Genomic DNA, 12,480 nt, shown 5'->3' with positions numbered 1-12,480 from the left:
ACGTGACAACGAACCACAACTACCTAGCCGTGATCAAGGTCGTCGGTGTCGGCGGCGGTGGCGTCAACGCCGTCAACCGCATGATCGAGCTCGGGCTCCGCGGAGTCGAGTTCATCGCCATCAACACCGACGCCCAGGCGCTCCTGCTCAGCGACGCCGACGTCAAGCTCGACGTCGGCCGCGAGCTCACCCGGGGCCTCGGCGCCGGCGCCGACCCCGAGGTCGGCCGCCGTGCGGCGGAGGACCACGCGGAGGAGATCGAGGAGGCCCTGGCCGGGGCCGACATGGTCTTCGTCACGGCCGGCGAGGGCGGCGGCACGGGCACCGGCGGCGCACCCGTCGTGGCCCGGATCGCGAAGTCGATCGGCGCGCTCACGATCGGCGTCGTCACGAAGCCCTTCGGCTTCGAGGGCAAGCGTCGTCAGGCGCAGGCCGAGGCGGGCGTCGCAGCCCTGAAGGACGAGGTCGACACCCTCATCGTCGTCCCGAACGACCGCCTCCTCGAGATCTCCGAGCGCGGCATCTCCATGGTGGAGGCCTTCGGCACCGCCGACCAGGTCCTCCTCGCCGGCGTCCAGGGCATCACCGACCTGATCACGACCCCCGGCCTCATCAACCTCGACTTCGCCGACGTCAAGTCGGTCATGCAGGGGGCGGGCTCCGCCCTGATGGGCATCGGCTCGTCGCGCGGTGCCGACCGGGCCATCAAGGCGGCCGAGCTGGCCGTCGCCTCGCCGCTGCTCGAGGCCAGCATCGACGGTGCGCACGGCGTGCTGCTCTCCATCCAGGGCGGCTCGAACCTCGGCATCTTCGAGATCAACGACGCGGCCCGCCTGGTGCAGGAGGCCGTCCACTCCGAGGCCAACATCATCTTCGGCGCCGTCATCGACGACACCCTCGGGGACGAGGTCCGCGTGACGGTCATCGCCGCGGGCTTCGACGGCGGAGAGCCCCAGGCCAAGTCGAAGGAGCGTCGCTCGAGCTTCGTCGAGTCGGAGGGCTCCTCGTCCGCCGCGGTGCCCGGCGTCTCGGCCATCGCCGACAGCGGTGCCGGCTCGGACTCGCACTCGTGGCGTCGTCCGGAGGAGCCCGCGGCCACTCGCGCCTCCGACCCCGCCTTCGACGACGGCGACGACGACCTCGACGTCCCCGACTTCCTGAAGTAGTGACGGGCGACCCCCTCGGCGGAGGCGACACGGGCGAGCGACTCGCCCGTGTCGCCTCCGGCGTCTCCGACGCGGCTCGGGCGGCCGGACGCGACCCGGCCTCGGTCATGACGATCGTCGTGACCAAGTTCCACCCCGCGTCGCTCGTGCGTGAGCTCCACGCGCTCGGCGTCCGTGACGTCGGGGAGAACCGACACCAGGAGGCGCAGGCCAAGTCGGCGGAGACGGCCGACCTCGAGGGCCTCCGGTGGCACTTCGTCGGCCAGCTGCAGTCGAAGAAGGCCCGCCAGGCACGGCGCTACGCCGCGGCGGTCCACTCGCTCGACCGCGCCAGCGTCGTCGACGCACTCGGGTCGGACGACGGGACGTGGGTGGACGGCTTCGTGCAGGTGAACCTCACCGACGACCCCGGCCGCGGGGGCGTCGCCGCGGCGGAGGTGGACGCGCTCGTCGAGCGGGTCCTCGCGACCCCGGGCCTGCGGCTCCGGGGCGTCATGGCCGTCGCGCCCCTCGACGCACCGGCCCGCCCGGCCTTCGAGCGCCTCCGGCTCGTCTCGGAGCGGGTCCGGGCCGTGGCGCCCGACGCCGATCAGATCTCGGCCGGGATGTCGCAGGACTTCGCCGACGCGATCGCCGAGGGCGCGACACACCTCCGCATCGGCACGGCAATCACGGGTTCTCGGCCCGACGCTGGTTAATGTCGGTCTAGACGATCCACGATCCGGAGGACACCCCCATGGCCAACCCCCTGCGCAAGACGATGGTCTACCTGGGCCTCGCCGACGAAGAGCTCGAGTACGACGAGCAGCCCGCCCAGCAGGCCGCTGCCCAGCCTGCCGCACGGTCGGCCGCGCCCGCCGCCGCGCCGTCGCCCGTCGCCCCCGTCGCCGTGCCGGCCGCCGCCTCCGCCCCGACCCCCACTCGCGCCCCCGTGACGCCGCTCCGCCGCGCCACGACCCCGACCACGAAGAACACGGTGCCCCACGACATGAACGAGATCCTCACCGTCCACCCCCGGGAGTACAAGGACGCCCAGGCGATCGCCGAGAGCTTCCGCGACGGCATCCCCGTGATCATCAACCTCTCCCAGATGACGGAGGCCGACGCTCGTCGCCTCGTCGACTTCGCCAGCGGCCTCTCGCAGGGGCTCTTCGGCAAGATCGAGCGCGTCACGAACAAGGTGTTCCTGCTGTCGCCCGCCCACATCGCAGTGAGCGGTGAGCAGGCTGAGGTAGAGTCCGACATCGAGGCGTCGTTCTTCTCGCAGTCCTGACCGGGTGCGGCCGAGCCGCCGTCCGCCCCCCTCCCGCGGCCTCCGCCGCGCCGACTCGTGCGAGCTGATGACACCCCCATGATCGTCTCCCTGATCTCCTCGATCGTGTACTACGCGCTCCTGGTCTTCTTCCTGCTCATGTGGTCGAGGTTCGTCTTCGACCTCGCCCAGTCGTTCAGCCGGGGCTGGCGGCCCCGGGGGGCCGTGCTCGTGCTCGCCGAGGTGACCTACACGGTCACCGACCCGCCGATCAAGGCCGTCCGCAAGGTCCTGCCCCCGGTCCGGCTCGGCTCGGTCGCGCTCGACTTCGGCTGGAGCCTCATCATGCTGGCGGTCGTCGTCCTGATGGGCGTCTTCGCCCGCATCTGACACGGCGCCGCGCGCGACGCCCGTCCTCGCCGCCCGAGAGGGTAGGCTCTCCGCGGGGCCTCGGTGCCCCTCCCCGTCCCGACGGGCGATCGTTCGCTACGGTGTAGTGCACGACCCAGACCACGATCACACGATCCAACAGATTCACGAGGTGACGGCAATGGCTTTGACGCCGGAAGACGTAGTCAACAAGCGGTTCCAGCCGACCAAGTTCCGCGAGGGCTACGACCAGGACGAGGTCGACGACTTCCTGGACGAGGTCGTCGCCGAGCTCCGGCGCCTGGGCGCGGAGAACGACGAGCTGCGCCAGCGCCTCGCCTCGGCGGAGTCCGCCGCCGGCGACGGTCAGCGTGACGCCGCCGTCGCGGCCCCGGTCGCCAGCGCTCCGGCCCCGGCGTCGGTGCCCGAGCCGGCGTCCGCGCCCGAGCCGGTCCTCGAGAAGGCCGAGCCGGTGGCAGCCCCGGAGCCCGTCGCTCCGGTCACCGCGGCTCCCGCCGCCGTCACGCCCGTCCCGGCCTTCGCCGGCCCGTCGGCCGACGAGACCGAGAGCACCAACAGCCTGCTCCAGCTGGCACGTCGCCTCCACGAGGAGCACGTCCGCGAAGGCGCGGAGAAGCGCGACGCGCTCATCGCCGAGGGGCAGTCGACCGCCGCCCGTGTCGTGGCCGAGGCCGAGGCGCGCTCCGCGGAGCTCGTCGGCGACGCCGAGAACCGTTCGCGGGAGGTCGTCGCCGACGCGGAGACCCGTTCGCGGGAGGTCGTGAGCGAGGCCGAGACCAAGCGCCGCGAGGTCCTCGAGCAGCTGAACGGCGAGCGCACGGGCCTGGAGCGTCGCATCGACGACCTCCGCACCTTCGAGCGCGACTACCGCCAGAAGCTGAAGAGCTACATCGAGGGCCAGCTGCACGAGCTCGACGGCGAGGGCGCCTCCGAGCCCCAGCCCGCCAGCGCGCAGGGCTTCGGCTCCAACTAGGGTCTTGGCACCTCGAGATCCCGCTGCGAAGGTCAGCGTCCGCGTCATCGCGGCGCTGGCCTTCGTCGCTGTCGTGGCCTACGCCCTCGACCAGGGCACCAAGCACCTCGTCACGCGTGACCTCGTCGAAGGCCGGGCGGTCGACGTGCTCGGCTCCTTCTTCCAGCTCCTCTTCGTCAAGAACCCCGGCGCGGCGTTCTCCCTGGCCAGCGGCACGACGTGGGTCTTCTCCCTCGCCGCCTCGGCTGTCGTCGTCGCCATCGTCGTCTTCGCGAAGCGCATCAGGTCGGTCGCCTGGGCGATCATGTTGGGGATGCTGCTCGGCGGCACCCTCGGCAACCTCACCGACCGGCTCTTCCGGGAGCCGTCGTTCGGGCAGGGGCACGTCGTCGACTTCCTGTACTTCCCGAAGCTGCTGCCGGCGATCTTCAACGTCGCCGACATCTTCATCGTCTCCAGCATGGGCCTCCTCGTCCTCCTGACGCTGCTCGGCGTCGGCCTCGACGGCAGCCGGACGCCGCGCGGGGGCCACACCGAGGCCGACGACCGCGCCGTCGAGGGCGAGGCCACCGCCTCCCCGGGCGACGCCGACGTCGCGGCCACCCCGACGACGGAGCCCCGATGAGCGAGCAGCGGTCCCTGCCCGTCCCCGACGGCCTCGCGGGTGAGCGCGTCGACGCCGCCCTCGCCAAGCTCCTCGGCTTCAGCCGGACCTTCGCCGCCGAGGTCGCCTCGAGCGGCGGCGTGGAGGTGGACGGCCGCACCGTCGGCAAGTCCGACCGCCTCGAGGCCGGCGCGTGGCTCGAGGTCTCGTGGGCCCCGAAGGAGGCGCCGTCCGTCGTCCCGGTCGACGTGCCCGGGCTCGGCATCGTGCACGACGACGACGAGATCGTCGTCGTCGACAAGCCTGTGGGCGTCGCCGCGCACCCGTCCGTGGGCTGGACGGGGCCGACCGTGCTGGGCGGCCTCGCCGCCGCGGGCTTCACCGTGGCCACCTCGGGCGCGGCCGAGCGTGCGGGCATCGTCCACCGCCTCGACGTCGGCACGAGCGGGCTCATGGTCGTCGCGAAGACCGAACGCGCCTACGCGGAGCTGAAGCAGGCGTTCCGCGAACGCACCGTGGAGAAGATCTACAACGCGGTCGTGCAGGGGCACCCCGACCCCCTGACCGGCACGGTCGACGCGCCCATCGGGCGTCACCCGTCGTCGGACTGGAAGTTCGCCGTCGTGGTCGACGGCAAGCCGTCGGTCACCCACTACGAGACCGTGGAGGCCTTCCCCTCCGCGTCCCTCCTCGAGATCCACCTCGAGACAGGTCGCACGCACCAGATCCGCGTCCACATGGCCGCCCAGCGGCACCCCTGCGTCGGCGACGCCACCTACGGGGCGGACCCGACGCTCTCCGCCAAGCTCGGCCTCACGCGGCAGTGGCTGCACGCCGTCCAGCTCGGGTTCCGGCACCCCGGCACGGGTGAGCCCGTGGTCTACCGGTCGACCTACCCGGCCGACCTGCAGCACGCGCTCGATGTCCTCCGTGCCGGTTAGGCTGTTCCTCCAGTAGTCAGGAACACCAGGAGACGGGGAGCCGAGTGGCCTCGAACGAAGACTCATTCGTCCATCTGCACGTGCACAGCGAGTACTCGATGCTCGACGGGGCGGCGAGGGTCAAGCCGCTCATCACGGAGGCCGCGGCCCAGGGCATGCCGGCCGTCGCGGTCACCGACCACGGCAACGTGTTCGGGGCGTACGACTTCTGGAAGACCGCGACCGAGGCGGGCGTGAAGCCGATCATCGGCACCGAGGCCTACATCACGCCCGGCACGCACCGCGGCGACAAGACGCGCGTGCGCTGGGGCGACGGCGGGCGTGACGACGTCTCCGGCGCCGGTGCGTACACGCACATGACGTTGCTCTCCGAGAACACGACCGGCATGCACAACCTGTTCCGGCTGTCGTCCCGGGCATCGCTCGAGGGCTACTACTTCAAGCCGCGCATGGACCGCGAGCTGCTCTCCCAGTACTCCGAGGGCCTCATCGCGACGACGGGCTGCCCGAGCGGCGAGGTGCAGACGCGCCTCCGCCTCGGCCAGTACGACGAGGCGGTGAAGGCCGCGGCCGACTTCCGCGACATCTTCGGCCGCGAGAACTACTTCGCCGAGATCATGGACCACGGCCTCGGCATCGAGCGGCAGATCATGGGCGACCTGCTGCGCCTCGCGAAGGACCTCGGTCTGCCCCTCGTCGCCACGAACGACCTGCACTACACGCACGAGCACGACGCGACCAGCCACGCCGCCCTGCTCTGCGTCCAGTCCGGCTCGACGCTGAACGACCCCAACCGCTTCAAGTTCGACGCCGACGAGTTCTACCTGAAGTCCGCGAAGCAGATGCGCCACCTCTTCCGCGACCACCCGGAGGCCTGCGACAACACCCTGCTCATCGCCGAGCGGTGCGACGTCCAGTTCAACACCTCGGCGAACTACATGCCGCGCTACCCGGTGCCGGAGGGCGAGACCGAAGAGACCTGGTTCATCAAGGAGGTCGAGAAGGGCCTGGTGTACCGCTACCCCGCGGGCATCCCCGACGACGTGCGCAAGCAGGCCGAGTACGAGATCGGCGTCATCACGGGCATGGGGTTCCCCGGGTACTTCCTCGTCGTCGCCGACTTCATCAACTGGTCGAAGGAGAACGGCATCCGGGTGGGCCCCGGTCGCGGGTCGGGCGCCGGCTCGATGGCCGCCTACGCCATGCGCATCACCGACCTCGACCCGCTCCGTCACGGGCTCATCTTCGAGCGCTTCCTCAACCCGGACCGCGTCTCGATGCCCGACTTCGACGTCGACTTCGACGACCGTCGCCGGGGCGAGGTCATCCAGTACGTGACGGAGAAGTACGGCGACGAGCGCGTCGCGCAGATCGTCACCTACGGCACGATCAAGGCGAAGCAGGCCCTGAAAGACAGCAGTCGGGTGCTCGGCTTCCCCTTCGGCATGGGCGAGAAGCTCACCAAGGCGATGCCGCCCGCCGTCATGGGCAAGGACATCCCGCTCACGGGGATCTTCGACAAGCAGCACGACCGCTACAAGGAGGCGGGCGACATCCGGACGGTCGTGGAGACCGACCCCGAGGCCCGCACGGTCTTCGACACCGCCCTGGGGCTCGAGGGGCTGAAGCGCCAGTGGGGCGTGCACGCCGCGGGCGTCATCATGTCGAGCGACCCGTTGATCGACATCATCCCGATCATGAAGCGCGAGCAGGACGGCCAGATCGTCACGCAGTTCGACTACCCGGCCTGTGAGTCGCTCGGGCTGATCAAGATGGACTTCCTGGGGCTGCGCAACCTCACGATCATCAACGACGCCCTCGACAACATCCGGACGAACCGCGGCTTCGACCTCGTCCTGGAGGACCTCGAGCTCGACGACCGCGCGGCCTACGACCTCCTGGGCCGCGGCGACACGCTCGGCGTGTTCCAGCTCGACGGCGGCCCCATGCGGGGGCTGCTCCGGCTGATGAAGCCCGACAACTTCGAGGACATCTCGGCCGTCATCGCGCTCTACCGCCCGGGGCCCATGGGCGCGAACTCGCACACCAACTACGCGCTGCGGAAGAACGGCGCGCAGGAGATCACACCGATCCACCCCGAGCTCGAGGAGCCCCTGAAGGAGATCCTCTCGACGAGCTACGGCCTGATCATCTACCAGGAGCAGGTGATGGCGATCGCGCAGAAGGTCGCCGGGTTCTCCCTCGGCCAGGCGGACATCCTCCGCCGCGCGATGGGCAAGAAGAAGAAGTCGGAGCTCGACAAGCAGTACGCCGGGTTCGAGCAGGGCATGTTCGACAACGGCTTCTCACCCGACGCCGTGAAGATGCTCTGGGACATCCTGCTGCCGTTCTCCGACTACGCCTTCAACAAGGCCCACTCGGCGGCCTACGGCGTCGTCTCCTACTGGACGGCCTACCTCAAGGCGCACTACCCCGCCGAGTACATGGCCGCCCTGCTCACCTCGACCGGCGACTCCCGCGACAAGCTCGGCCTTTACCTCAACGAGTGCCGGCGCATGGGCATCAAGGTGCTGCCGCCCGACGTCAACGAGTCGATCGGGTTCTTCGCCGCCGTCGGCGACGACATCCGCTTCGGCATGGGCGCCGTCCGCAACGTCGGCTTCAACGTCGTCGACCACGTCATCGCAGCGCGGCAGAAGGAGGGCGCCTTCTCGTCGTTCCACGACTTCCTGCGCAAGGTCCCGCTGCCCGTCGCGAACAAGCGCACGGTGGAGTCCCTCGTCAAGGCCGGGGCCTTCGACAGCCTCGGGTCGACCCGCCGCGCGCTCGTCGAGATCCACGAGTCCGCGGTCGAGGCCGCCGTCAGCGAGAAGCGGGCCGAGGCGAACGGCCAGGTCGGCTTCGACTTCGACTCCCTGTGGGACGAGCCGCAGGACGTGCAGCACGTGCCCGAGCGCCCGGAGTGGACGAAGCGCGACAAGCTCGCCTTCGAGCGCGACATGCTCGGCCTCTACGTCTCGGACCACCCCCTCGCCGGCCTGGAGCTGCCGCTGGCCAAGCACGCCAGCACCACCGTCACCGACGTGCTGTCGAGCGACCCCGCCACGATCGACGGCGAGACCGTGACCATCGCGGGGCTCATCACGAGCGTCCAGCACCGCGTGGCCCGCAACTCCGGCAACCCCTACGGCATCATCACCGTCGAGGACTTCGGCGGCGAGATCTCCGCGATGTTCCTCGGCAAGACGTACCAGGAGTTCGGGCCGTCGTTGGTCGGCGACTCGATCATCGTGCTCAAGGGCCGCGTGAGCGTGCGTGACGACGGCATGAACATGCACGCGGCGAGCATGTTCACGCCGGATCTCGGGGTCGGCGTGAACCAGGGCCCGCTCGTCCTGCAGATGCCCGAGCACCGGGCCACGACCGACACCGTGACGGAGCTCGCGGCCGTCCTCGGTCGGCACTCCGGCTCGACCGAGGTCCGCCTCCGCCTGGTGAAGGGCGACCTCGCCCGCATGTTCGAGATCCCGATGCCGGTCGACGTGACCGCCGACCTCTTCGGCGAGCTGAAGAGCCTCCTCGGCCCTGGCTGCCTGGTCTAGCTCCGGCTACTCGTCCAGGTGCAGGGGCCGCAGGTACCGGCGGTCGTGGTAGAGCAGGGCGTCGTCGTCCACCCCGACGTCGCCCTGCTCCACCTGGACGACGACGACGGCGTTGGCGGCGACGGGGAAGCGCTCGACGACCCGGCCCGACATCCAGGCCGTCACCCCGCGGAGCAGGGGCAGCCCGTGAGGTCCCTCCTCCCAGTGGTCGCCGACGAAGCGCTCGGCGGCGGGGCCGGCCATCTTCGCCGCCAGGTCGCGGTTGCGCAGCCCCAGGAGGTGGACGATGACGTGGTCGGTCTCCGCGACGGCGGGCCAGGAGCTCGCGGTCCGCGCCATGTTGAAGGTCGCGAGGGGCGGCACGGCGGCGAGGGAGGCCAGCGACGTCGCGGTGAAGCCGACGGGCGAGCCGCCCGCGTCGCGCGCGGTGACGATGGCCACCCCGGCGGCGTGTCGACGGAACGCCTGCTTGAAAGCGTCGAGGTCGTGCGAGACGGGGGGCTCGGGGACGGGCTGGTCGGTCATGGGGGAGGTCCTCCTGCGGGTCTGCCCGGGCCGGGCCACCGCCGTGCGCGGGTGACTAGGCTGGCCGGGCCATGATCCAGACCACAGACCTCCGGGGCCTCGAGCCTACCCACGCCGACCTCCTCGCCCTCGTGCCCCGCTCGCACGTCGACGTCAGCGCCGCCGCCGAGTCGGCGGCGCAGCTCGTCCTCGACGTCCGCGAGCGGGGGGCCGCCGCGCTCCGCGACCAGGCCCAGCGGTTCGACGGCGTCCGCACCGAGCAGCTCCGGGTGCCCGTCGAGGCGGTCCGCGCCGCGGTCGACGCGCTCGACCCGCTCGTCCGCGCCGCCCTCGAGGAGTCGATCGTCCGCGTGACCGAGGCCAGCCGGGCCCAGGTGCCGTCCGGCAGCGTCACCCGCCCCGCCGACGGCGCGGTCATCGAGCAGCGCTGGCAGCCGGTCGACCGCGCCGGGGTCTACGTTCCCGGCGGCAAGGCCGTCTACCCGTCGAGCGTCGTCATGAACGTCGTCCCCGCCCAGGTCGCCGGCGTGCGGTCGATCGCCCTGGTCTCGCCGGCGCAGCGCGAGCACGGGGGAGGGGTGCACCCCGTCATCCTCGGGGCAGCCGGGCTCCTGGGCATCGACGAGGTCTACGCCGTCGGCGGGGCCGGCGCCGTCGGGGCCCTCGCCTACGGCGTGCCCGAGATCGGCCTCGAGCCGGTCCAGGTCATCACCGGGCCGGGCAACAACTTCGTCGCGGCGGCCAAGCAGCACGTCCGTGGGCAGGTCGGGATCGACGCGGTCGCGGGCGCCACCGAGATCCTCGTGATCGCCGACTCCAGCGCCGACGCCACGCTCGTCGCGGTCGACCTCATCAGCCAGGCCGAGCACGACGAGGTGGCCTCCGCCGTGCTCGTCACCGACTCGCCCGAGCTGGCCGACGCGGTCGTGGCGGAGCTCGAGCGCCTCGTCCCGCGCACCCTGAGCGCCGACCGGGTGCAGACCGCCCTCGACGGCCGCCAGTCGGCCATCGTCCTCGTCGACGACATGACCGCCGCGACCGACTTCAGCAACGCGTACGGGCCCGAGCACCTCGAGATCCAGACGGCCGACGACGACGCCGTCCTGGCGCGCATCACGAGCGCCGGGGCCGTCTTCGTCGGCGCGAGCACGCCCGTCAGCCTCGGCGACTACCTCGCGGGCTCGAACCACGTCCTCCCGACCAGCGGCCAGTCCCGCTTCTCGTCCGGCCTCGGCGCCTACACGTTCCTGCGGCCCCAGCAGATCGTCCGCTACGAGCCGCACGCCCTCGCCGAGGTCGCCGACCGGCTCGTCGCCCTGTCGCGGGCGGAGCTCCTGCCGGCGCACGGCGAGGCCGTCGCGGCCCGCCTCTCGCGGCCCTAGGGCCGTCACCGCCCTCGCCGTCGCTCCGCCGTCGGCCGTCCCCGCTGCCAGTACGCTGAGGGCACCATGTTCTGCCCCTTCTGCCGCCACCCCGATTCCCGCGTCGTCGACTCGCGCACGAGCGACGACGGCACCTCCATCCGCCGCCGACGCCAGTGCCCGAACTGCGGTCGACGGTTCAGCACCACCGAGACGGCGAGCCTGAACGTCGTCAAGCGCAACGGCGTGCTCGAGTCCTTCAGCCGGGAGAAGATCATCTCGGGCGTGCGGAAGGCCTGCCAGGGGCGACCGGTGACCGACGGCGACCTCGCCCTGCTGGCCCAGAAGGTGGAGGAGGCCGTCCGGGCCTCCGGCACGTCCCAGATCGAGGCGAACGACATCGGCCTCGCCATCCTGCCGCCGCTGCGCGAGCTCGACGAGGTCGCGTACCTCCGGTTCGCGAGCGTCTACCAGGCGTTCGACTCCCTCGACGACTTCGAGGCGTCGATCTCGCAGCTCCGGTCCGAGCACGCCTCGCGTCCGCGTCCGGCCCGGTCGGTGGACGAATGAGGACGCCGTACCGGGTCCTCTTCGACGTGGTGTTCGCGCGCATGGACCCGGAGGACGCCCACCACCTCGCCTTCCGCGTCATCCGTGCCGTGCCGCGCCTCGGCCTCGCCCCCGTGGTGCGGCGGTTCACGGCTCCCCACCCCTCGCTCGCCGTCGAGGCGCTCGGGCTCCGGTTCGCGTCGCCGTTCGGCGTGGCGGCCGGCTTCGACAAGGACGCGCGGGGCATCGCCGGCCTCGGTGCCCTGGGCTTCGGCCACGTGGAGGTCGGCACGATCACCGCGCGGGCACAGCCCGGCAACGAGCGCCCGCGTCTCTTCCGGCTCGTGCCCGACGAGGCGGTCGTCAACCGCATGGGCTTCAACAACGGAGGCGCGGAGCAGGCCGCCGAGGAGCTCACGCGGGCCCGCCGTGCCGCCGTCCGCCCCGTGGTGGGCGTCAACATCGGCAAGAGCCGGGTGGTCGACGTCGACGACGCCGTCGACGACTACCTGGTCAGCACGCGCCTCCTCGCGCCCCTGGCCGACTACCTCGCCGTGAACGTCAGCTCGCCGAACACGCCCGGCCTCCGCGGCCTCCAGGAGCTCGACCGGCTCTCGCCGCTGCTCAGCGCCGTGCGCGACGCCGCGGGCCGGACGCCGGTCCTCGTCAAGATCGCCCCTGATCTCGACGACGACGGCGTCCGTCGCATCGGCGGGCTCGTCACCGAGCTCGGGCTCGCCGGCGTCATCGCCACCAACACGACCCTGTCCCGCGAGGGGCTCACGACGCCGGCGTCCGTGGTCGAGGCCGCGGGCGCCGGGGGAGTCTCCGGCGCGCCGCTGGCGGCGCGGTCCCTGGAGGTGCTCCGCCTGCTCCGCGAGGTGCTCCCCGCCGAGGTCTGCGTCATCTCGGTCGGCGGCGTCAGCACGGCGCGCGACGTGGCCGACCGCCTCCGGGCCGGTGCGACCCTCGTGCAGGGCTACACGGCGTTCCTGTACCGCGGTCCGCTCTGGGCCCGCCATGTCAACCGCGGCCTCCGGGCGCTCCGACGCCGAGGCTGACGCGGGGGCGCCCGCCCCGGCGACACGACGACGCCCCGCTCCTCGAGAGGAACGGGACGTCGTCGTGGTCCAGGCGCCCCCGAGGAGGCGCGGGC

At 71.7% G+C, this 12,480-nt stretch carries 12 protein-coding genes; 11 read left to right on the top strand and 1 reads right to left on the bottom strand.

Going from position 1 to position 12,480, the window contains the following annotated elements:
* Positions 1-2 precede the first annotated feature (2 nt).
* From ftsZ to dnaE, 8 genes are all read left to right on the top strand, one after another.
* Complete coding sequence (ftsZ, locus tag ASF82_RS06845) at positions 3-1,166, top strand: cell division protein FtsZ (RefSeq protein ID WP_056055076.1); 1,164 nt, start codon at positions 3-5, stop codon at positions 1,164-1,166.
* On the top strand, positions 1,166-1,864 hold the full coding sequence (locus tag ASF82_RS06840) for a YggS family pyridoxal phosphate-dependent enzyme (protein ID WP_056055073.1): 699 nt from the start codon (positions 1,166-1,168) through the stop codon (positions 1,862-1,864). Before ftsZ ends, ASF82_RS06840 begins: the two co-directional genes overlap by 1 nt.
* A gap of 38 nt (positions 1,865-1,902) precedes the next feature.
* Positions 1,903-2,439, top strand: coding sequence for a cell division protein SepF (locus ASF82_RS06835; protein ID WP_056055069.1), 537 nt, complete (start codon positions 1,903-1,905; stop codon positions 2,437-2,439).
* A gap of 78 nt (positions 2,440-2,517) precedes the next feature.
* On the top strand, positions 2,518-2,808 hold the full coding sequence (locus ASF82_RS06830; protein ID WP_056055064.1) for a YggT family protein: 291 nt from the start codon (positions 2,518-2,520) through the stop codon (positions 2,806-2,808).
* Between the two features lie 160 nt (positions 2,809-2,968).
* Positions 2,969-3,781 carry a DivIVA domain-containing protein gene (locus ASF82_RS06825; protein ID WP_056055061.1) on the top strand — a complete coding sequence of 271 codons (813 nt, stop codon included), beginning with the start codon at positions 2,969-2,971 and terminating at the stop codon, positions 3,779-3,781.
* A gap of 4 nt (positions 3,782-3,785) precedes the next feature.
* Positions 3,786-4,406, top strand: coding sequence for a signal peptidase II (gene lspA, locus ASF82_RS06820; RefSeq protein WP_235491180.1), 621 nt, complete (start codon positions 3,786-3,788; stop codon positions 4,404-4,406).
* Positions 4,403-5,326, top strand: a complete 924-nt coding sequence (locus tag ASF82_RS06815) for an RluA family pseudouridine synthase (RefSeq protein ID WP_056055058.1) — start codon at positions 4,403-4,405, stop codon at positions 5,324-5,326. Before lspA ends, ASF82_RS06815 begins: the two co-directional genes overlap by 4 nt.
* Positions 5,327-5,424: 98 nt before the next feature.
* Positions 5,425-8,889: a DNA polymerase III subunit alpha gene (gene dnaE, locus ASF82_RS06810; RefSeq protein ID WP_056055946.1), complete on the top strand. Its 3,465-nt coding sequence runs from the start codon at positions 5,425-5,427 to the stop codon at positions 8,887-8,889.
* A gap of 6 nt (positions 8,890-8,895) precedes the next feature.
* Here dnaE and ASF82_RS06805 read toward each other — a convergent pair whose 3' ends face one another.
* Positions 8,896-9,414 carry a flavin reductase family protein gene (locus ASF82_RS06805; RefSeq protein WP_056055055.1) on the bottom strand — a complete coding sequence of 173 codons (519 nt, stop codon included), beginning with the start codon at positions 9,412-9,414 and terminating at the stop codon, positions 8,896-8,898.
* A 71-nt stretch (positions 9,415-9,485) separates the two neighbouring features.
* Here ASF82_RS06805 and hisD point away from each other — a divergent pair, with 71 nt between their 5' ends.
* The 3 genes from hisD (at position 9,486) to ASF82_RS06790 (ending at position 12,385) form a co-directional block, all read left to right on the top strand.
* A complete protein-coding gene (gene hisD / locus ASF82_RS06800; RefSeq protein ID WP_056055051.1) occupies positions 9,486-10,796 on the top strand; it encodes a histidinol dehydrogenase in 1,311 nt (436 codons plus the stop codon).
* A 66-nt stretch (positions 10,797-10,862) separates the two neighbouring features.
* A complete protein-coding gene (gene nrdR / locus ASF82_RS06795) occupies positions 10,863-11,345 on the top strand; it encodes a transcriptional regulator NrdR (RefSeq protein WP_056055048.1) in 483 nt (160 codons plus the stop codon).
* Positions 11,342-12,385, top strand: coding sequence for a quinone-dependent dihydroorotate dehydrogenase (locus ASF82_RS06790; RefSeq protein WP_056055044.1), 1,044 nt, complete (start codon positions 11,342-11,344; stop codon positions 12,383-12,385). Before nrdR ends, ASF82_RS06790 begins: the two co-directional genes overlap by 4 nt.
* The last annotated feature ends 95 nt before the right edge of the window (positions 12,386-12,480 follow it).

Origin of the sequence: Frigoribacterium sp. Leaf164 (assembly GCF_001423665.1) — a bacterium.
Lineage (GTDB): Bacteria > Actinomycetota > Actinomycetes > Actinomycetales > Microbacteriaceae > Frigoribacterium > Frigoribacterium endophyticum.
This window is presented reverse-complemented; position numbering and strand designations above follow the sequence as displayed.

Bases quoted from the DNA above. Each gene is read 5' to 3' on its own strand.
- dnaE (WP_056055946.1), top strand. From the start codon at position 5,425: ATGCTCGACGGGGCGGCGAGGGTCAAGCCGCTCATCACGGAGGCCGCG.
- ASF82_RS06825 (WP_056055061.1), top strand. From the start codon at position 2,969: ATGGCTTTGACGCCGGAAGACGTAGTCAACAAGCGGTTCCAGCCGACC.
- nrdR (WP_056055048.1), top strand. From the start codon at position 10,863: ATGTTCTGCCCCTTCTGCCGCCACCCCGATTCCCGCGTCGTCGACTCG.
- ASF82_RS06815 (WP_056055058.1), top strand. From the start codon at position 4,403: ATGAGCGAGCAGCGGTCCCTGCCCGTCCCCGACGGCCTCGCGGGTGAG.
- ASF82_RS06805 (WP_056055055.1), bottom strand. From the start codon at position 9,414: ATGACCGACCAGCCCGTCCCCGAGCCCCCCGTCTCGCACGACCTCGAC.
- hisD (WP_056055051.1), top strand. From the start codon at position 9,486: ATGATCCAGACCACAGACCTCCGGGGCCTCGAGCCTACCCACGCCGAC.
- ASF82_RS06830 (WP_056055064.1), top strand. From the start codon at position 2,518: ATGATCGTCTCCCTGATCTCCTCGATCGTGTACTACGCGCTCCTGGTC.
- ASF82_RS06790 (WP_056055044.1), top strand. From the start codon at position 11,342: ATGAGGACGCCGTACCGGGTCCTCTTCGACGTGGTGTTCGCGCGCATG.
- ASF82_RS06835 (WP_056055069.1), top strand. From the start codon at position 1,903: ATGGCCAACCCCCTGCGCAAGACGATGGTCTACCTGGGCCTCGCCGAC.